16 protein-coding genes are annotated in these 21,870 nt (G+C 44.1%); 1 reads left to right on the forward strand and 15 read right to left on the reverse strand.

Annotated elements, in window-relative coordinates; genetic code table 11:
* Window positions 1-7 precede the first annotated feature (7 nt).
* The 14 genes from JI665_RS15340 to JI665_RS15405 all read right to left on the reverse strand — a co-directional run bounded on the left by JI665_RS15340 (window position 8) and on the right by JI665_RS15405 (window position 18,360).
* Window positions 8-1,204, reverse strand: a complete 1,197-nt coding sequence (locus JI665_RS15340) for an iron-containing alcohol dehydrogenase (RefSeq protein ID WP_206840550.1) — start codon at window positions 1,202-1,204, stop codon at window positions 8-10.
* 151 nt (window positions 1,205-1,355) lie between these two features.
* Window positions 1,356-3,140 (reverse strand): sigma-54-dependent Fis family transcriptional regulator, encoded by a 1,785-nt coding sequence (locus JI665_RS15345; protein WP_206840553.1) that lies wholly within the window; start codon window positions 3,138-3,140, stop codon window positions 1,356-1,358.
* Between the two features lie 305 nt (window positions 3,141-3,445).
* Window positions 3,446-4,756: a GntP family permease gene (locus JI665_RS15350; protein ID WP_206840556.1), complete on the reverse strand. Its 1,311-nt coding sequence runs from the start codon at window positions 4,754-4,756 to the stop codon at window positions 3,446-3,448.
* Between the two features lie 314 nt (window positions 4,757-5,070).
* Window positions 5,071-6,075 (reverse strand): LacI family DNA-binding transcriptional regulator, encoded by a 1,005-nt coding sequence (locus JI665_RS15355; protein WP_206840558.1) that lies wholly within the window; start codon window positions 6,073-6,075, stop codon window positions 5,071-5,073.
* 51 nt (window positions 6,076-6,126) lie between these two features.
* Window positions 6,127-7,410 (reverse strand): histidinol dehydrogenase, encoded by a 1,284-nt coding sequence (gene hisD / locus JI665_RS15360; RefSeq protein WP_206840559.1) that lies wholly within the window; start codon window positions 7,408-7,410, stop codon window positions 6,127-6,129.
* A gap of 55 nt (window positions 7,411-7,465) precedes the next feature.
* Complete coding sequence (locus JI665_RS15365) at window positions 7,466-8,227, reverse strand: SDR family NAD(P)-dependent oxidoreductase (protein ID WP_206840560.1); 762 nt, start codon at window positions 8,225-8,227, stop codon at window positions 7,466-7,468.
* 12 nt (window positions 8,228-8,239) lie between these two features.
* A complete protein-coding gene (locus JI665_RS15370) occupies window positions 8,240-9,181 on the reverse strand; it encodes a 3-hydroxyacyl-CoA dehydrogenase family protein (protein ID WP_206840562.1) in 942 nt (313 codons plus the stop codon).
* 413 nt (window positions 9,182-9,594) lie between these two features.
* The gene (locus JI665_RS15375; RefSeq protein ID WP_206840564.1) at window positions 9,595-10,662 is read right to left on the reverse strand and encodes a M42 family metallopeptidase; all 1,068 of its coding nucleotides are present in this window, start codon (window positions 10,660-10,662) and stop codon (window positions 9,595-9,597) included.
* Between the two features lie 99 nt (window positions 10,663-10,761).
* Entirely contained in the window at window positions 10,762-12,381 is a 1,620-nt protein-coding gene (locus JI665_RS15380; RefSeq protein WP_206840565.1) for an ABC transporter substrate-binding protein, read from the reverse strand.
* Between the two features lie 361 nt (window positions 12,382-12,742).
* Complete coding sequence (locus tag JI665_RS15385; RefSeq protein ID WP_206840567.1) at window positions 12,743-14,008, reverse strand: cytosine deaminase; 1,266 nt, start codon at window positions 14,006-14,008, stop codon at window positions 12,743-12,745.
* Entirely contained in the window at window positions 13,998-15,266 is a 1,269-nt protein-coding gene (gene codB / locus JI665_RS15390) for a cytosine permease (RefSeq protein WP_206840569.1), read from the reverse strand. Before codB ends, JI665_RS15385 begins: the two co-directional genes overlap by 11 nt.
* Window positions 15,267-15,561: 295 nt before the next feature.
* A complete protein-coding gene (locus JI665_RS15395) occupies window positions 15,562-16,443 on the reverse strand; it encodes an alpha/beta hydrolase (RefSeq protein WP_206840571.1) in 882 nt (293 codons plus the stop codon).
* A gap of 424 nt (window positions 16,444-16,867) precedes the next feature.
* Window positions 16,868-17,224: an STAS/SEC14 domain-containing protein gene (locus JI665_RS15400; protein ID WP_206840573.1), complete on the reverse strand. Its 357-nt coding sequence runs from the start codon at window positions 17,222-17,224 to the stop codon at window positions 16,868-16,870.
* A gap of 245 nt (window positions 17,225-17,469) precedes the next feature.
* Window positions 17,470-18,360 (reverse strand): acyl-ACP desaturase, encoded by an 891-nt coding sequence (locus tag JI665_RS15405; RefSeq protein ID WP_206840574.1) that lies wholly within the window; start codon window positions 18,358-18,360, stop codon window positions 17,470-17,472.
* Between the two features lie 340 nt (window positions 18,361-18,700).
* Here JI665_RS15405 and JI665_RS15410 point away from each other — a divergent pair, with 340 nt between their 5' ends.
* Entirely contained in the window at window positions 18,701-19,735 is a 1,035-nt protein-coding gene (locus tag JI665_RS15410; RefSeq protein WP_206840576.1) for a LysM peptidoglycan-binding domain-containing protein, read from the forward strand.
* 135 nt (window positions 19,736-19,870) lie between these two features.
* Here the strand turns inward: JI665_RS15410 and JI665_RS15415 are convergent, their stop codons facing one another.
* Entirely contained in the window at window positions 19,871-21,853 is a 1,983-nt protein-coding gene (locus JI665_RS15415) for a bifunctional metallophosphatase/5'-nucleotidase (protein ID WP_206840578.1), read from the reverse strand.
* Window positions 21,854-21,870 lie beyond the last annotated feature (17 nt).

Consider the following 21,870-nt stretch of genomic DNA (forward strand, 5'->3'; position numbering starts at 1 on the left):
CCTCCTGTTACACTTTTTCTGTTTCAGAGGAAAACTGATATTCATAGCAAACATGGTATAGCTCTTCCAGCTCGCTCTGAGTCGGGACTCTTGGATTGTTGCCAGGGCTGCCGCTGTCAATCGCATCTGTTGCCATTTTTCCTACCGCAGCCTTAAAAGCTTCTTCGTCAATTCCCCATCCTCTTAAGTTAGGAATATTTAATTTCAAGCACAAATTCTTAACGGATTGAACAGCGATTTCAGCTGCCTCTTCTCTGGTAAGGCTTTCATTATCAGGCTGAAAAATTCGTCCGATATCTGCTAAGCGATCCACACATGCTTCCTGGCTGAATTCCAATACGGCCGGCAAAAGCATGGCATTCGAGATTCCATGCGGCACATGGAATAGGGCTCCAATGGGACGGCTCATTCCGTGCACAAGACATACGGATGCATTCGAGAATGCCATTCCCGCCTGGAGAGAACCAAGGCTCATCGCCTCACGGGCATCGATATTTTGCCCCTCATTGTAAGCGGTTAAAATATTTTCCACAATCAATTTCATAGCCGATATGGCCATCGTATCGGTCATCGGATGTGCTTTTTTGGACAGATACGCTTCTATGGCATGGCTTAGTGCATCCACCCCTGTTGCGGATGTAACATTCTTCGGTGAAGATATCGTGAGTAAAGGATCCACAATCGCTACACTCGGCATGAAGGCAGGCTGCTTAATCATCATTTTTACATCATTGGCTGAGTTCGTGATGACTGTTACATCTGTTGCCTCAGAGCCTGTCCCAGCTGTTGTCGGAATGGCAATGTGAGGTACAGGTGCATTCTGGGCCAGTTTCCTTCCTCCCATATAATCGCCGATATAGCCGCCATTTGTTGCGAGAACGGCGATGGCTTTCGCCGTATCAATACAGCTTCCTCCCCCTACTGAGATAACCAGGTCACATTGTTCTTTTTCAAAAAGCGCCAATGCTTCTGCCACATACTCATCAGTTGGTTCAGATGCTACCCCAAGGTATACCTCGCTTTTAACTCCGGCTTCCTGAAGATAGGTTCTGCATTCGCTTACATAACCAAGCTGATCCATTATCTTGTCACTGATTATTAATGCGTTTTTCCCTCTAAGCGCCGCTTCACTTCCAACTTTTTCGGAAGATCCCCTTCCATAAAAAATCGCTTCCGGCACACGGAAAACTGCTGGTTTCTCCATTGGATACTCCACCCCTTTTGTTCTGTTGCTACTATACTTGCAAGGAGCGTGCCAACTTCAAAATCCAGAAAAATCAGTGTTTTATTTCTGCAAATGTGTAGCCACTACACTACAGATGTAGATTTTTTGTAGTGAAAATACTACACTTTGTTCAGGTTATTCCATGCTTTTTCAGCTTTTGGTAGAGGGTTGTCCGATGGATCCCCAGTAAATCAGCCGCCTTCGATTTATTCCCGCCCGCATTTCTTAAGGCATCAAGAATCAATTCCGATTCTCTTTGGTTCCCTAGAACCTTGGCTTCCTCAATAGATCCTGCTGCCGATCGTACTTCCTTTGCTTTTTCACTGGATGGTTCCGCCGTTTTCAGCGGATCCGGCAAATGATGATAGTCAATGACCTTCCCGTCCGCCAGCGTCACAAGCTGCTCTACCGTATTTACCATCTCCCGGATATTCCCTCTCCAGGGATGCTGGACAAAAGCATTCACTGCTTCAGATGTGAATATCTTTCCAGGTATCTGGTACTTGCCGCAAATTTCCCTCAGATAATGAACCAGCAGGACCGGAATATCTTTTTTTCTCTCGCGCAGCGGAGGGATGTGGAGCTGGATGATGTTTAGCCGGTAGAATAGGTCCTCCCGAAAATCTCCGTCATCGATCATCTGCTTCAAGTCACGATTTGTCGCGGCGATGACTCTCACATTGATTTGATATTTTTTAACGCTCCCGACCCGTTCAGCTTCTTTTTCCTGAAGAACCCGCAGGAGCTTGGTTTGCATGACAAGCGGCATCTCCCCGATTTCATCGAGAAAAATAGTACCGTTGTCTGCCAATTCGAATTTTCCGGGCTTGCCGCCCTTTTTCGCGCCGGTAAATGCACCTTCTTCATAGCCAAACAGTTCGGATTCGAATAAGTGCTCTGGAATGGCCCCGCAGTTCACACTGATGAACGGCCCAGTCGAAAAGGGGCTGAGATGGTGGATGCTTTTTGCGAACATCTCTTTTCCCGTCCCGCTTTCACCAGTAATCAGAACAGTTGCCGCAGTCCTTGCCGCCTTCCGTGCCAGCCGCTTTACATTTGCGATGCCTTCACTTGTCCCAATGATCTGATCAATCGTAATCCGGCTATCGCTTTCCTTTTTCTTTGTGAAAAGATCCGGCATAGCCGTTTGATTTTCCTGCAGCTTTTCATAGATTTTATATACTTCGGTTACTCCCTCAAAAATCAGCATTCCAATGGCCCCGGCAATCCTGCCTTCCTTCCATAGCGGAATCCGGTGAACCACCATGTCATGTCCCTGGATGTTCTGGAGAACCCCGCGTTCGGCGATTCCGGTCTTGACGGTCTCATGAAGATGAGTGTTATCGATTACCTCTGTCACATGCCTGCCAATGGCATCCTCCCTTTTAATTCCGATAAAACGGCTGTATGCTTCATTGAATTCCTGCAGGATGCCATTTTCATCAACAACCGCTATTCCCTCATAGGCACTTTCCAAAATGGCGCCAAGGGCACCCTCGGAATTATGCTGCTGCTTCAGCTTATACAGATATTTGGAGAGGCCATCCAGAATATCCCTGGTTGTCAATATGCCAAGCAGTTTTCCATCTTCACCTATGACAGGAAGCTGATCATATGGAAGCGACAAAATATCAAGGATCGAATCATCTGGCCGGACAGCAGCCAGATTGGATTTAGGGATACTGCCAATTAAGGTGTCCCCTGAGTTGCCCTGGGCAAAGTAGTTAAGCAGCTTTCTTGATGTGATCATACCGACTAACCCATTCTTCTCATCCAATACCGGCAGACTTTCCAGGTGAAGATCCACCATCATTTTTGCAGCTTCTCCCAGTGTTTGCCCCGGCTGAATACAAAAAGGGCTCGGGGTCATCCAATTTTTCACTTTTAGCAGTTCATCTATATGTATTTGAGGCATATAGGATCCCTCCACATATCTTAATTTTCTAAATTATAACACTCTTAGACAAATAGAGAGGAAAGGTCAATTCCGAACTACGCACGAGCGTTGCTTTCTGTATTGCCGATTGTGAACTTTGCAAATAAAAGCGGGTAACCTGCAAATTAAGATGTTAATTTTGCAAATAGACTGTTAGAACCTGCAAATAAATGGCCAATGCTGCAAATAAAGGCGGAATTTTTGCAAATAGACCACTGCACATAGCAGTTTTTATAAAAAGAAAGACAGAGAGCCTAACCCCTCTGTCTTTCTGCAAAAGCCATTTAGAAAATCGAAAATAAAATGACCGCTAAAATAACACCAAGTATCGGAACAATAACTGTCAATGCACCAAATGCCGGGTAGGCATCCTTATGTGATTCACCGCAGATTGCACGGATGGTTGTCACAACGTAACCGCCATGCGGCAAGGAATCAATCGATCCGGATGATATCGCCACAACACGATGGAGTTCACTTGCATTGACTCCCATATCCAGATAATGCGGGGCAAGCAGTGGCAGGGCGATGGATTGGCCACCTGAAGCAGATCCGGTCAGACCTGCAATGACAGCAACAGCCAGAGCTCCACCTATTAAAGGACTTCCCGGAATGCTTGTCATGGCATCTACTGCACTTGCAAAGGCAGGTGTAGCTTTAGCCACACCGCCAAAGCCGACAACCGCGGATGTATTGGCAATGGCAATTAATGCTCCAATTGTTCCTTCAGACACGGCTCCCCATACATTTGTAAAATACTTGCGGTTAAGAAAATAGGTGGCAAAGCAGCCGCTCAATAACGCGATAATCAGGGCTGACTGGGCCAATGAATCATGGAAGATAAATGAAATCACAAGGACGACCAAAAGCGGAATCAAACTTAACATCGGGCTTGGCAGGTTTTCACGGATCAAAGCAGAATCCGTTTCTCTTGCCTCAAATTTTTCTCCATTGCGGATCGCCTTGTTAATCATTTTCTTCAGCCACCAGTATCCAAATGCCATCATAAAGACAGCAACAATGAAGCTGACTTCCCAGGCGGCATATGGGGAAGTTCCCAGGAATTCAATCGGAATCCAGTTCTGGATTTCCGGTGAACCCGCTGACGTCATGGTAAATGTAGTCGAACCGAAGGCAAGAGCTGCCGGTATAAACCTTCTTGGCAGGTTAGCTTCTTTAAATAGGCTCAAGGCCATTGGATAGACGGAGAAAGCAACAACAAACAGACTTACACCGCCATAGGTTAAGACCGCACAGGCAATGACAACAGCTAACGCCGCCCGCTTCATGCCAATCTTGTCGATAATCCATTTGGAAACACTGTCAGCAGCTCCGCTGTCCTCCATTAGCTTTCCAAAAATGGCACCAAATAAGAACATCAAATACCAGGATGTAATAAACCCGGCAAATCCATTCATATAGTTGGTTAAAAAGTTGACTTCACCCTCGCCTGCCAGCTGAGGAAAAATCGGTAATCCACTGAATATTGCAACAATAAATGCAGCAAGAGGGGCAGCAAGCAGCAGATTCATCCCTCTCATCGTTAAATAGATGAGAAGCCCGATACCCCCAAGCAATCCAATCATACTTAGCATAAAAAGCCTCCTATCAGAAAAGCGCAAGGCGCCCGCCTATCTAGGAACGCAGACTAAAACCGCCACGTCCTGTGGCAACGTCTGCATGACCCGCATCCTCCCAAAAGCTGCCGCTTTCGGTCGTGCGATGCAATGCTGACGAAGCCTTCCTTGTCCTGCGGGCCTCAAGCATAAGACAAGCCGGCTGAAAGGTTGTTCTTTAACCTTTTGGACGGATTGGCTTAGACCCGAGATCCGATGGCGCCTGGAGCTAGACACTTATCGAATTTCAAAGATGTAAAATTGGTTTTACTATAACCCCTGCCTTCACTTCATCACCTTCTGTCCGCTACTGATCCTCTTTCCACCAAATGCCCTTCTATTCTTTGGATTTCAGGGGCGTCCGTGTCCCCGTTAATATGCTCCAAAAGTAGGTTTATCGAATAATCGACCATTTCATCAACCGGCTGATGCCAGGTGGTTAATTCATAAGAAGACCAATCTGACATAGCCACATTGTCAAAGCCTATGACAGAAATATCCTCAGGGATTCTGATACCCCGTTTTTTCAGATAATCCATTGCACCAAAAGCGGATATATCATTTGCACAGAAGATGGCATCTATCTTTTTATCCTGTTCCAGCAATTTTTCCGCTGCTGCAAATCCTCCATCATACGAATAAAGGCCGTTTTCGGTTAAAAAGGAAGAGATGCCGTGTTCTTTCAAAGCTTCCTGGAACCCATTTTTCCGATCCACTGTTGTTGATGTATTCATCGGTCCGGAGATAAAGGCGGGATTTTCATGTCCTTTTTCTATCAAGTAGTACCCTATCCTTTTGCCGGCAGCAAAGTTATCACACACAACAGCACTGCTTAAGGAATCGTTCACATATCGGTTAAACAGGACGACCGAGATGCCATTGCGGGTAAACTTCTGCACAGTCGAAGAGGTCAATAGCGCATCTGTGATGATGGCTCCCTCAACGCTGTACTCAATTAAATGGCTCACTTCATCCTCTTGGATTTCGTTATTCTGGGAGTTGATAAACATTACCTTGTACCCTTTTTCAGCCAGCCTGCTGTAAAACTTATCGAGGATTTCCGGATAAAAAGGGTTCTGGATATTCCGCATGACAATCCCAATGATGCGGGACTGATTCGTGATCAGGCCGCGGGCAATGGCATTCGGCTGATATCCCAGCTGTTCAGCAGCCTCCAGAATAAGCTTCTTCTTTTTTGATGAGATACTTGAATTTTCACTAAAAGCCCTGGACACGCTCGATTGCGAAACGCCTGCCAGCCGGGCGACATCCATGGCTGTCACTTTTTTATTTTTCAACGCTTGTTCCTCCTGCCTGAATCTAGACAGAGAAATTATAACAGATTTTGCTTACTTCACGAGGCTGCTGTAGCGCTTCACGCGAAGATCAGCCTGTGCCTGGTGTCCCTTAAAGCCTTCAAGGTCACATAGACGGGATGCATATTCACCAATCTTTGCACTTGCTTCAGGTGTTGTTCTCTGGTACGTGCACGTTTTCAGGAATTTTCCAACCCATAGTCCTCCAGTGTAGCGTGCTGCCTTTTTAGTAGGAAGCGTATGGTTTGTGCCAATGACTTTATCCCCGTAAGCAACGTTCGTTTCCGGCCCAAGGAAAAGCGCACCATAGTTTGTCATGTTTTCAAGGAAGTAGCTTGGATCCTCAGTCAAAACCTCTACGTGCTCATAAGCCAATTTATCCGCTTCTACTACGGCTTCTTCCAGGCTGTCAACAAGAATGATAGAACCGTAATCTTTCCATGCCGCGCCCGCAACATCTGCTGTTGGAAGTGTCTCAAGCTGGCGTTCAATTTCTGCCACTGTTTCGTTCGCCAGTTTCTCTGAAGTTGTAATCAGGCATGCCGGAGAGTTAGGTCCATGCTCAGCCTGTCCTAATAAATCCGTTGCAATTATTTCAGCATCGGATGTTTCATCCGCTATGACAAGAACCTCAGTCGGTCCCGCAAACAAGTCGATTCCCACTCTGCCGTATAATTGGCGCTTTGCTTCCGCAACAAATGCATTACCTGGTCCAACCAGCATATCAACTGGTTCGATTGTTTCTGTTCCGATTGCCATTGCACCCATCGCCTGGATTCCGCCAAGTAGGTAAATCTCGTCAGCGCCTGCAAGATGCATAGCTGCGACAGTTGCAGAAGGGATCTCCCCTTTAATTGGAGGTGTGCAGGCAATCACGCGCTTAACGCCTGCCACTTTTGCAGTCAAAACACTCATGTGGGAGGAAGCAACCATCGGGTAGCGTCCGCCGGGAATATAGCAGCCGACACTGTTTACCGGGATGTTCTTGTGTCCAAGGAACACGCCAGGCAATGTTTCTACTTCAATGTCCTGCAATGCTGCTTTTTGATGTTCAGCGAAATTGCGGATTTGTTCCTGTGCAAACTTGATATCATTAATCGTTTGTTCAGGTACAGATGCCACAATTTCCTTGATTTGCTCTTCAGATAATCTGAATTGTTCCGGTGACCACTTATCAAACTGCTCGGAAAGCTTGCGGACCTCTGCATCTCCGTTTTCTTCGATATTTTTAAGAATCTCGCTTACCGATTCTCTAACTTTAACATCTGCTTCCTGTACCTCTTGATCATTTTTTCCCTGCTTTAAGAAAGTTGCCATTTGATATCACTCCAAATTTTTATTTTTGAATACGTATGCAAAAATCTGTAAAAAATTAAATGGCTGTCCATCCGCCATCTACTTTTATCGTATCGCCTGTAATAAACTTTGATAGATTAGAAGAAAGGAATAGTGTAGCAGCTGAGACATCCCCGGCATCCGCAAGCTTTCCAAGCGGAATCCTGCTGTAGACTTCCTTCTCAAATTCCTTGTCTTCGAACATTTTCGAAGTCAGCTCCGTTTCAATAAAGGTTGGAGCCACTGCGTTTACATTAATGCCATGAGATGCCCATTCCACTGCAAGCGCTTTTGTCAGCTGCACCATACCCCCCTTGCTGGCACAATATGCTGCCCGCTTGAAATAGCCGACAAATGCCATTTGGGAAGCAATGTTGACAATCTTGCCGGATTGATTCGGGATCATATATTCGGCTGCTTTCTGGCTGCAGAAAAAGGCTGCCTTCAAATTGGTGTCAAGCGTCAGGTCCCAATCCTCTTCCGTCACTTCCATGGCAGGCTTGGCCCGGTTAATTCCCGCGTTATTGACCAGCACATCAATTGAGCCCATATAATCTACGGCCGCTTCTGTCATTCTTTGAATCTCTGAAACTTTATTTAAATCAGCGGAAACATAGAAGCTGCTGCGATTGAGTTTTCTCAGTTCTTCGGTTGTTTGCTGTAAAGCCTCTTCATTTCTCCCCACAATTACTACCTTCGCTCCGTTTTCCGCAAAGGAAAGGGCGATATCCCTTCCGATTCCTTTGCTTCCGCCTGTCACAAGCACCGATTTATTCTCCAGATCGGGAAAGTTCTTCATAACGTTCCTCCATCAGATTAATTGGATTCCTAAATCCTTCTTTAAAAAGCGGATCAGCTCAGCTTCCCTCTCCTGGTTGTACTGTCTGGAAAAAGCCTCATCCCACTTGTAGTAGCCTTCACCCGTTTTATCGCCGAGCTTCTGTTCCTCTACAAGCTTCTTTAAAATCGGCAGGGATCCCTCAGCACTTGATAAATGCTGGAACAGATAATCAGAGATGGCCGAGAAGACATCCAGTCCGCCCATATCGGCCGTCATCAATGGGCCTGAAACCGGCAGCCTGCGTCCAATACCGTAAGTAACGGCATCATCAATATCTTCTTTGCTCGCGATGCCTTCCTCCAGAAGATACTGGGCTTCGCGAAAGAGTGCATATTGAAGGCGATTGCCGACAAAACCGGGAACCTCTTTTTTCACTTCAATCGGCTTTTTCTTCATTTGCTTTAAAAGCTGAAAAGATCTTTCCACTGCTTCATCGCCAGTCTTCTCACCGGGAACGACCTCTACGAGAGGAATCAGATGAGCCGGATTCCAGAAGTGTGTCACCACTGTCCGTTCAGGATATGCTGTCTCAGAAGCAATCTCTGTTGGACTGAGACCGGAAGTATTGCTGGCCAGAATGACATCGGGAGCACAAAGAGCGTCAAGACGCTTAAATAAGTCAATCTTTAATTGAATGTTTTCCGGTACAGCTTCAATTACAAAAGTAGCATCCGTGACCGCTTCTTCAACAGATACGGTCATTTTAATATTTTCCTGAATTTGGGCAGCTTCCGAATCGGATAAAATACCGTTATCGAGCATAACCTCGAGCTTTTTCAGCATATTGGTCCAGCCCTGTTCCAGGTCGGCGTCGCTGATGCCCTGCATTTTCACACTCAGTCCGGCCCAGGCCGCATTAAGCGCAATGGAATGGCCCATCGTGCCGCACCCCAATACAGCTATTCTCTCCAATCGCTCACCAACTTTCTGAAATTTCTACTTTTTGAATACGTATTCAATATACTATGTAAGCGCTGTAATTTCAACTTAAAATTATTAATTGTTAAAATATTCATTTGTTTTCAGCTGAGAAATCAATCAAACATTTGATTGATTTTAACAAATTGACTGAGAGTACAATCCCTGCCAGGCCGCTGCTTGGGGGACAGGTTGACTGTCCCTTGTCCCGTGAATGTGAACATTACTAATAGAAACGGGAAACCTGTAAATAGAGAAGTTCATTTTGCAAATAGATTGCTTGAATCTGTAAATAGAATAACCAAACCTGCATATAGAGGGGAGAATTTCGCAAATAGGCCGTTTCGCACGGCTGCTTTTATTAAAAAAAGACAGAGAGCTTGATCCCCCTGTCTTCTCTTATATGATTATGTATCTAAAAACGTCTTTCCCTTCAGCTTATCCAATGTCACAACAAAGTCATGCAGCAGTTTGTAGGAGTTCTCCATATCATCTAGGTCGACTACTTCAATAGGAGTATGAGTATAACGGGATGGGATTGAGATAACACCCGTTGTGACGCCTTTATTTGTCATATGTATGGCTCCGGCATCCGTTCCGATTCCCATGAAGACTTCATGCTGATACGGAATATTCCCTTCTGCTGCCACTTTTTCGAGGTGCTGCGTGACAAGCGGGTGGGCAATTAGTGATTTATCAGCGATTTTGATGCAAGGTCCGCTGCCAAGGCTTCTCGTGCCTGTCATCAGGACATCAAATGTGTCGCTGGTTGGCGTAGTATCAAGTGCCAGTGCAAAGTCAGGATCTACGGCAGCAGATACAACGGAAGCCCCTCTCAATCCTACTTCCTCCTGAACCGTAAATGCCCCGTAGATGTCGCCATGCTGTGCCCCATTTCCTCCGATGTTTTGAAGTAAGCGGATCAATAGTGCGCAGCCTGCCCGGTCGTCCAAGGCTTTGCCAATAACACGGTTATTTCCTATTTTTTTGAACTCTGTGCCATAGCTGATGGGCTGCCCAACCTTTATTCCCATTTCAATAGCTTCTTCTGCCGTACGGGCTCCGATATCAATATAAAGATCGCGGTGGCTGGAAATGCGTTTTGGATCATCCCATTTCACATAGTGGGCTGAAATGGTTCCAATCACTCCATCCACAGTGCCTTTTTCAGAACGAACCTTAACTGGCAATGATAAAAGAATACGGTCATCGAATCCGCCTAATTTTTCAAATCGAATTAACCCATTGTTCTCAATCTTTTTGACAATAAACCCAATTTCATCGGTGTGAGCTGCAATGACTAAAGAAGGGAAATCCGGGTTATTCCCTTTCTTTTTCACAATCAGGTTTCCTACCGGATCGACGCGGTATTCATCCACATAATCCTTCACTTCATTTAAGATAAATCTTTGAACATCCTGTTCAAAACCGCTGGGACCCACAATATCACACAGGCCTTTCAATAATTCATACACAGCGAAACCCTCCCTTAGATTTGAAAACGGGGACACAGGGACAGGTTAACTGTCCCCAAAGTCCTTCCTTGGGACAAGGAACCTGTCCCCTCGTCCCTGTTAATTCGTCAGGTAAACCTTTGTAAAATCATCATCCTCCATTGGGTGTGCAGTGAATCCCTGGACATAGCCCGCCATTGCGATTGGCGGTGTTGTATGTGCAAGAGTCACCCATGGGGCATCCTTGTGGAAAATTTCCTGTGCCTGCTGGTAAAGCTTTGCACGTTCGTCCTGATCAAATGTTACACGGGCATCCTGCAAAAGCTTCGTGAATTCTTCGTTCTCATAGAACGCACGGTTGCTGGCAGGTTTATCCGTATTGGTTGCACTCAGATTCGGGAAAAGGAAGTTATCCGGATCGGCCATTACACCTGTCCAGCCGTATAATCCCATTGGGTGCTCCCCGTTTCCTGACTTTTGAAGATACGTTGCCCATTCATAGGTAACGATTTCGGCTTCAATGCCGATTTTCTTCAGATCTGACTGGATGGCTTCTGCCACCTTCATTGGCTGTGGCATATACGGTCTTGGGTTGCTCATCGCCCAAAGCTGGGTCTTGAATCCATCTGGATATCCTGCTTCCGCCAATAGTTTTTTCGCTTCTTCCACATTGAATTTGTAGTCTTCAATGCTGTCATTATAGCCCCAAAGCACAGATGGGAATGGATTTTTTGCTACTTCGGCATATCCATTATAAAATGCATCCACAATGGCCTGTTTATCAATGGCCATATTGACTGCCTGACGTACTTTTACATCATCGAAAGGTTCCATTTGCGTATTGAGAACCATGTAGCCAATGTTAAAGCTTGGGCGCTTTACAAGACTAAGCTGTGAATCAGCTTCTATAGTTGTCGCATCATCGGGGTTTAAGCCATCGATGATATCCACCTCACCAGCTTGAAGTGCAGTCAGGCGTGAAGAATTCTCAGGGATAACCCTGAAGATCAGCTCATCAAGATATGGCCCTTCACCTGCATAATTTTCATTTTTCTTCAGTACTATTTTGTCATTGTGCTTCCAGCTATCGAATACGAAAGGACCTGTTCCTACCGGATTTTCAGAGAACTTGTCACCGTGCTTTTCAATCGCGGCCGGACTGGCAATTCCAAACATAGGAATAGCTAAGTAGCTGATAAACGGAGCTGTCTTTTCAGTTAATTTAAACTCAACTGTCGATTCATCCACTGCTTTTACATACTCGATTTTATGGTTTGGATCGCCTTTAAAGCCCCCATATAAGAACGGATAGTATGGAAAATCCCCTTTATGGTAGGGGTTTTGTGGATCCATCCACCGGTCGAAGTTAAACACGACTGCATCTGCATTAAAATCTGTTCCATCCTGGAACTTAATGTCCTTTTTAAGGGTAATGGTCCAGGTCATTCCATCATCAGAGACTTTGTAAGACTCCGCTAATCCTGGCTGGACTTCAAGATTTTCGTCATATACAAACAATGTTTCAAAGATATTGCTTGTTACACGGATGGATTCTCCATCTGTTACATTGATTGGGTCCAGCCCAATAGCGTCAGCACCGCGGGCATAAATTAATGAACCTCCCTCTTTTGGTTCACTGCTGCCGCCGCCTGAAGCTTCTTCACCGCTGCCGGAACATGCTGAAAGCAGCAATGAAAGAATCAGTAAAATGCTTAAAACTAGTGAAGACTTGCCTTTCATCTGTATTTTCCCCCTTGTGTTTTTATGTAAGCGGAGCTGAAGGAGTTCAGCCCGCTATTTCCCTTAGTAAAAAGCAAAATAACTGACTAGAATTTATTTTTAGATTTTTCGTATTTTTTAATAAAAATTAGTATATCTTAGATTAGCGAAATATTCTACTATATTTTTAGAGTCGAAATATATAGGATCGGGATTTATCCTTTGTTACTCTATTTGTAAACGTTTACATCCAATTCCTGTGTTTTATAATAATTTTTTTTACGTTTAATAGTTAAAGAAAACTATTAATATAAAAATAAATTTCATTTCCCTCACAACATAAAAAGACTGACCCAGTCAGCCTGAGCCAGTCTTTCATCTATCATTTATGAAAGTTCACATTCTCTTTTGCCTCCCCAAACATCACAGATGTCTGGCTGGGTTTCGTTTCGGCAATTACTTTTCCATTTCTTATAGAATACCTGACAGCAGCCTGACGCCTGATCGCTTCATACTCATTTTCCGCATCAAGAATGATCAGGTTAGCCGGTTTTCCGGCTGCAATTCCATATTTCTCTTCAATGTTTAATGTTTTGGCACTGTTATTTGTAATCAGATCAAAGGAGTTAACAATTTGCTCATAGCCCATCAGCTGTGACACATGAATGCCCATGTGGAGCACCTGCAGCATATTGCCGGTGCCAAGCGGATACCAAGGGTCGAAGATATCGTCATGGCCGAAGCTTACGTTAAGTCCTGCTTCGAGCAGTTCTTTTACTCTTGTAATTCCCCTGCGCTTCGGATACGTATCAAAGCGCCCCTGCAGATGAATGTTTACGAGCGGGTTCGCGACAAAATTAATGTTTGATAGCTTTAACAGTCTGAACAGCTTGTAGGTATAAGCATCATTATACGAGCCCATTGCCGTTGTATGGCTGGCTGTTACCCGGCTGCCCAATCCGCGTTCATAGGCTTCCGCAGCTACAACTTCCACAAAGCGCGACTGTTCATCATCGATTTCATCGCAATGGATATCGACAAGGCGGTCATACTTTTCAGCAAGATCAAAGGCCGTTTTCATAGAAGCAACGCCGTACTCCCTTGTGAACTCGAAATGAGGAATGCCTCCTACCACATCTGCCCCCATTTTCAGCGCTTCCTCCATGAGCTCAGCGCCGCTTGGATAAGAATTGATTCCCTCCTGCGGAAAAGCTACAAGCTGGAGATCCACATAGTCAGCCATTTCTTCTTTTACTTCCAAAAGTGCTTTTAAAGCAGTCAGACTGGGATCTGTTACATCCACATGTGTGCGGACATGCTGGATACCCTGTGCAATTTGCCATTTCAGTGCCGTTTTGGCCCTTGTTTTTACATCTTCATGTGTCAGGGTTTCTTTTCTTTGTGCCCATCTTTGGATGCCTTCGAATAATGTTCCGCTCTGGTTCCATTCCGGCTCGCCTGCTGTCAGGGTAGTATCCAGGTGAATATGGGGCTCGATGAAGGGTGCCGACACCAGGGATCCTTCAGCATCAAGGATTCCCTGACCTGCTTCCACTTCCCCTTGTGATAAGCTATGAATCTTTCCGCCTTGTATCGCTATATTCCATAAGCCTTCCCGGCCTCTTAGTTTTGCATTTTTAATAATCACTTCTTAATTCCCCTTCCCTGACTGAATTTTTGCCTTGTAAAGAAGCAGCCAGTTTTGATACTAGGACAAATACTACGGCTGATCCTAAAAGTGAGTTGATGGGCGGGATTCCCGGCACAAAATTAGCCGCAGCCACGCCGGCCGCCCATGCTAAGATGGCAATCCAGTTAACCGCCTTAAACTTCATATCTGCAAACTTCTTATACTCTCCGCGATTCACGATAAAGTAATCTGCTAAGATGATAGCCCCGATGGACGGCAGCGTCGATCCCAGAATCGTCAGGAACCCGACAAAGTTGTTGTACAGCCACATGGCCGCAATTGTTCCCACAATCCCGTTGAAGATGACAACCTTTCCTTTTCGGATCTTTAAAATGCTCGCAAACCCTAAGCCTGATGCATATAAAGCGTTATCGTTCGTTGTCCAGATATTTAAGCCAAGAACCAGAATTGCCGGGAAAATCAGCTTTTGGATGAACATGACTTCTGAGATATCAGATTGCCCTGTTGCGATCGCACCGATTGCACCGAAGAGGAACATGATAGAATTTCCGATGAAGAAGGCGATGACTGTTGATACTACTGCTGAACGCTTTGTATTTGAGAATCGCGCGAAGTCTGGAGTCAGCGTACCTGCACTGATAAATGAACCTACGCAAATGGTTAAAGCCGCTGCCAGACTAATGGCCTCAGTTGGCTGATATTGCATAAGCCCTTCCAGACCGCCTGCTGTTTCTGTCGCTTTAAAAACCGAGAAGCTTCCTAGAATAGTGATTAAAGGGACAGCTACGAAACTCAGGATTGCCAGTGCCTTCATGCCAAAGAAGGCTGTGCCTGTCATCAGCAGACCTGCAACTGCAATCAGGAGATACGCATCAATTCCTGTTACTTTCTGAACCGGCAGCGCAAACATCGCTACCCCGACGCCAAACCACCCAACCTGAGTCGCAGCCAGCAAAAAGGATGATAGGTAAGATCCCTTTTCACCGAAGGCATAGCGGGTAAGCAGGTGTGTTGATAAGCCAGTTTTTGCAGCGATATAAGCAAGGGCTCCTGTATAAGCACCTAAAATCAAGTTGCCTGCGAGAACGATCCCGATAAATTGAATAAACGTTAATCCTGTTCCAAGTGTTCCGCCTGACCACATACTGGCTGAGAAGAAGGTCAGACCGAGCATCACCACAAGCATTTTCCAAAAACCGTTGCGATGCCCCTGGGGTACCGCCTCTAACGAAAAATCCAAATCTACTTTTTTCATACCAATTCCTCCATTCATTTTTTGGACTGGTACCGAAGGATTTTCGATAGTAAGGGGATGGAAAAAGAAAAGGCTTCTCGCCGTTTTCCGACAAGAAGCCTTTTCCTGCATGAAGAACCCATGGGCAGGCTGCACCTCACCCATTGGCATCATACTTCCGCTGTCCTTGTCAGCCTCACGGGACTGATTTAAAGGTACCAGTATTTAGTTATCTATTATTATTTCAGAAAAATAGGCAGGTGTCAATTGTAAATCAATGGATATTTTAACAATGACACTGTCATTCTCCTTTATACTATTCTATAAATTGATACATGTACTCCATCGCTTCCGGCAAGGTTTCTCTCCAGACCCTCCATTCATGGTCGCCATCTACCACTCTAAATTCAACGAGCTCAGGCTGGTGCTCTCTTAGATTCTGGTAAAGAACAGCAGCATGGTAAGCGATATCAAATGTATCATGGTCTCCGGAGTTGATGTATAAAGGTACCTTAATACCCTTTTGCTTGTAGGCATCGATATATTGTGTATAGTTCAATTCAGCCCATTTCTCAGGGTCAAACTGTCCATCCTTTTGGAAGGTGGGGTGCGTTCTTCCTGATGAATGGCTTGGAGGCTCAGGTACATAAACTGCAGGGCTTAAGGCTGCTCCTGCAGCAAACATTTCAGGATGTTTTAAAACAAAGTTAACGGTTCCATAGCCTCCAGCTGATAGACCCGCAACCAATCGGCCTTCTTTTTCCTCAATCGTTCTCCAGGTTTCATCAATATGAGGGATCAATTCATTGATGAATGCAGTTTCTGCAGCTTCATTGTGGCCATCAACCCACCAGCTTTTGCTGCCCGGCATGACAATAATCGATGGAGGTATGACTCCTTTCGAAATCAATTTATCAGCTGTTTTCTTTACATTCCCGTTTTGTACCCAATCATATTCGTTTCCTCCAGATCCATGGAGAAGATACAGAACAGGATATTCTTCACCTGAATTTTTATATTCGCCTGGCAAATAGATATTGTAATTATAATCCCGCCCCAAGGCTTCAGAACTAAAGCTTTGATGAATGATCTGGCTGTTGCCCGATTTTGGCGGTGTAATATTATCGGCAAAAGAAAGACTGGGAATCAACATGGCTAACAATAAAACAAAAACAAACAAAGTTTTACTATTGAACATGCCTACGCCTCCTAAAATTTTTTTTTTGCAAAAGTTATTACAGCCTTAAAATATTCTCCTAAACCCATCAATTCCTATAAACAAAGTGAATTTAATCCGAGCAAGACTCCCCCTTTTCGTTGCCAGGTTTATTATTCTGAATATAAAGAAAACACTTACATTTGGCTTTATTCTACCTTACTAACTATTCACCCTTTTCCAAAAGGAAAAATAAGTAAAAAGAAGCAACCCTTTTCACTGCAAATATGAAAATAGTAATAGGGTTCCATCCGTTCAAGCTATAAGAGGGTTACAGAGTTAAGTAAGAAGTTTCATCACCACTATATTAAAACAAAACAGAGCTGCCGGATAATTTGGGGCAGCTCTCTAAATTTACAATTTATTCAACTATGCGGGTCGCATTACTTTCGGGTTCTACTTGGAACTATTCTTTAATCCACAACCAAGCTTCTTCCAGCTGATGGCCTTCAAAGTATTCAACCTTGATCCCAGGCAGGTAGTTCGTGAGCTTTGATATAGTGCCTATCCAGTCTTTATCACTGACAACAGCGAATTTATTAAACTGTTTCCACCTTTTAATATCAAATTCCAGTCCTTCCGTGGCACCTTGGAAAGTGGTCCCGTCTACATCCGTCATTATGGCCAGAATATTGAACTTCTGGCCATCTTTAAAATTTTCTCTCACGTGCTGATCCAGTTTTTCTGCATCTTCCTTGGTTGCATTGCCATTGAAGGCGAGGGCAATAGTAGAGGGAGAGCGGGATTCTATAAATTGAAGCATAATCTTTACCTCCAAGTGGTTTTATTGAGGTAATTTCCCGATTAAGGGAGCTGCAAAACTATAGGTGAGGAGTTTTTATTGGAAATAGTGAGTGTCATTTGCAGATTTTGCATTTTCTTTGCAAGATTAGCTATTCTATTTGCAAGTTTAACTATTCTATTTGCAGAAATACAGGTTTTATTTGCAGCGTTCACAAATCGGTTCATTTCCAGCAAAAATAGAACCAGCCGCGCCGGTTCTATAAATTACTTCTTGCTGTAAAACCGATCCCTAACTCTTTTCAAGCGAGCATGATAGTTTAAAATATCAAGTCTTGCTTTCTCTGCCTCAGGTGCAATCGGCCTCAGCTTTTCTATCTCCCAATACTCTATAATGACATCCAGGACCTGATCAAAATATTCAAGCGGGCCATAGTTGGCCTCTTTTGCAATGATAGCCATTCGATCTTCAAAGTCCGGCATAACAGCACCTGGCATTTTAAAGTTCATGATGACGTTCCCGAGGTAATAGCAGTAATTAGGTTCTAATTGCAGATGATATTTTATAACGTCTCTGTAAAAAGCATAATGCAGGGTCTCATCCTTAGCCAATCTCCTAAGCAAGCTGCTCAAATCCTTATCATGGGGGCCCGCTACCTTCGCCACATTATAGTAAAACACCATGGTGGCCAGCTCCTGCATGGAGGTATAAACCATTGTTTCAAAAGGCGTATGGAAATCAGGATTCCAGCCATTTTCCACTGTTTGCTTATGAAGCTGGTGAAGCCTTCCCGGATGGACATTGCGCGTAATTAATAGATAGGTTTCAAGCAGATTGGAGTGCTGGTCCTCTTCCGCTGTCCAGGTATGCACAAATTCCTTAATGACACTCAATGAACCTTTAAATGTCTGGTCCAAATAAGAGGTGAACCATGGGAGATTCACTTCTGTTAATAGCGCTGTCTCCACTGCCGTAATGACGGACTCCGGAAGTGTCACCTGGCTCTCATCCCAGGGAACACGCCGGAAATCCTGCGCTTTATCCCATGGGAGAAATTCGTGATAGCCCCAGTCTATTTTTTCAGCACGTTTTTTGTGCTCTTCATACAATTCCCTTACCTTAGGCTCCAGTCGAAAATCGAGATGATTTGTTAACAAGTTTAGACCTCCATTACAAATGGTTTGCTATTCCAAAATTTGTGACTAAATATTATGACCTGTTACTAAATTTACTATATCACATTCGTTCAATAACTAACTAATATAAATAATGAATTTTCAGCAAATTAGTACTTTAAATACTCTTTGTTTCTATTAATATACATATTCACCAGTATTTCGACATCAGATCTCATCTGTTGACAGCATGCGATTCGACATAGGTCGACAGACACTGTTTTTTACAAATATATTGTATAAGAATGTAAAAATATGATTCTTTTGGACAATTTTTGTGGTAAAATTATCTAAAATATGTCGACGGGAGTGGATCGGAAAAGTGAAAAAACAGATTGTCACATTAGCAGCCGCGGCTATGCTTTCTTCAGGTTTTGCAGCTAAGGCTTCGGCTGATACACATGTGGTGAAAAAGGGAGATACTTTATACCAATTAGCCATAAAATACAAAACCACTGTGACAGAGCTTAAATCTATTAACAAATTAAGTTCAGATTCCCTATATATTAATCAATCACTCCAAGTGCCCGGCACTGCAAATAGCGTTCCATCTGTTAAACCGCCATCTCCGGCTATTCCAAGTGCAGCCAATACATATATAGTCAAATCAGGCGATTCTTTGTCTAAAATTGCTCTGAATCATAAAATCAGTTTAAAAGATTTAATGAGCTGGAATCAGCTTACTCATCATATTATTCATCCTGGACAAGTCTTAAAGGTTTCAAAAACAGCTTCAGGCAATAATGATAAGGAGCCTTCTGCCCCTGCACCTCCGCCAGCCACTGCACCTTCTGGAAGTTCTGGCAATTATACCGTTGTTAAAGGTGATACACTAAGCCTGATTGCCAGCAGAAATAATATAACCGTTCAGCAGGTAAAAGAATGGAACAAACTCAGTTCAGACCTAATTTTAATAGGACAAAAGCTCATAATAAGCGCAGCAGGCCTGAAGCCTTCAACTGAAAAACCCACTGAAGAAGTGAAGGAAGAAAATAGTTCTGTATCAACTGTATTGGCTGAGGCTCAAAAATATATCGGCGTCCCTTACAAGTGGGCAGGCACCGCTCCTGATGGATTTGACTGCAGCGGATTTATCTATTATGTACTGAATAAAACCGGATCCTCGCTGGGAAGGTATTCAACAGACGGCTACTACAGCCGCTCTTATTATATTAGTCAGCCTCAGCCCGGTGATTTAGTATTTTTCGAAAATACATACAGACAGGGCATTTCCCATATGGGCTTTTACCTGGGGAATAACCAGTTTATTCATGCCAGCTCCAATGGCGTGGAAATTACAAGCCTGGAAAATTCTTATTATAAGAAACATTTTGATGGATTTAAGAGATTTTATTAGGCACCTGATTCAGGTGTCTTTTTTCATTAAAAAAACCGCCGATGTAAAACACCGGCGGTTTCCTTGATAATGAAATGTTTGACCCAAACTGAACTATCATTGGGAGGAATAGATAGGACGGGTTAAAATTGATTACTAGTTCTGTACAATAAGCTTCTGAACATTTTCTATACCTCTAAGTTCTACCAATTTACTCTGCTCAACAACTAATTCCTTCACTTCTGCACCGCTAAAGTCTATGATGATCGGCTCTTTCTTTGGTGTTACACGGACACTCACGTCCTTAAGGCCATTGCCTTGCAAAACAGCAGAATTTTTGAGCCAGATGCCGTTTCTGATTTCTGCGGATTCTTCTACATTAATAAAAGAAACCTTGTTAACTACTAGCTTCTTCTTTTTATCATCAGTAAGATTATATTTCTTTTCAAAATCCAGCTCTGTTACTGGCGGCAGACTGTCAACATCTACAATGCGCCCTTCCACTGCTGGTGTGATTGTGCCCAGGCTGGATAAGTGTTCGGCAAAGTTTTCCCAGTCGGAAAGTCCAAGATCTGTTACTCTGCCCTCCTGATAAGCTTTTGCGAAGACTGTATAGCCATCTCCGCCTTTGGCAGTGAAGGCATTGGTAGCGATTGTGTATGTTTGATTATCCTGGATTTCTGTGTAAGTGCCCTGGTCATTTTTATAAGCGATCGAAACTATTCGCTCACCTGCAGGCTTTGTGGAGTCAAATTCTGCTTTTGCACCGGACACATGCAGGAAGCCGCCGTTTTCCGCTGGATACTGACCTACACTGATTTCAAAAGCATCTTTTAGTTCAGCTCCCGTCAGCTCCATAGTTGCTAATGTGTTGCCAAATGGAAGAACAGTAATCACTTCTCCAACAGTGATTGGCCCTGCATCAATGCCTGCACGAATACCTCCTCCATTTTGGAGAGCCATGATGACATTGCTGTTATACTGCTTGGCTTTTGCAAGCATGCCGTCTGTAATTAGGTTTCCTAGCGCTGTTTCATTTTTCCGTACACTTGGTCCTGTGCTGTCTCCGCTTGTCCGCGGATTTTCGAGTGCAGTCACCGTTTCTGCGCCAATTTCTGTGTTCTTTAATTCCTCTATTTGTGAGGAGTATTTTTCAAGAAGCACTGCGGCATCAGGATCCTCTGCTTTATCCGATATTTTAACAAGCTCTCCAGCTTGCCCAATTACTGTGCCTGCCTCATCAAATTGTACATCCAGTGTTCCGAGATAATTATTGTACTGGCCGGCTTGAACAATGACAGTAGGGGCCTTTGCTGCTCCTGTTTCATCAGCTGCCACAACCACTGGCTCATTTAATTGCGTATGGCTATGCCCTCCAACAATCACATCGATCCCATCTACCTGAGCAGCCAAGGCTAAATCATTATCCACATTCGGATTATCATCATAACCAATATGAGTTACTGCTACAATTTTATTAATTCCCATGCCCTCGAAAGCTTTTACTGCTTTTTCTGCTTCTTCGATATAGTCTTCGAATGTAACATTACCCGGACTGGAAATACTGGCCGTTTCGGCTGTAGTCAAGCCAAAAAATCCTACCTTTTCACCGTTAACCTCTTTGATGATGCCATTATATATTTTTCCATTAGCAGGTTCGCTTGAAATAACATCACTGAACAAGCCCTGCAGGCTTGCATCTTCAGAAAAATCTATGTTTGAACTGACAAATGGGAATTGTGCACCTTTTACAAAGTCAGCCAGCGCTTTGTGCCCCTCCGCACTTGAACCTAAGTCGAATTCATGATTTCCGAAAGTCATAATGTCATAGCCCATCAGGTTCATAAATTCCAGGTCAGCTTGTCCAAGGAATTTATTAAAATATAACGTTCCGGAAAAAACATCTCCTGCATCAACAAGCAGGGCATCCGGATTAGCTTCTCTTACTTCCTTTACTGCCGTCACTTTTTTAGCGGCGCTGTCCATATTGGCGTGTGAGTCATTGGTATGCATTAATGATAGTGTAAAATCTGCAGCTGATGATTCATTTGCTGAAACCAAACCTGCCGGAACGGCTGTAGAGATGGTTAATGCTGATGATAAGGTTAAAGCAGATAATACTTTAATAGGCAATTTCATAAAAACTGCTCCTTTCA

Source organism: Bacillus sp. NTK034, assembly GCF_017303275.1.
GTDB lineage: Bacteria > Bacillota > Bacilli > Bacillales > Cytobacillaceae > Cytobacillus.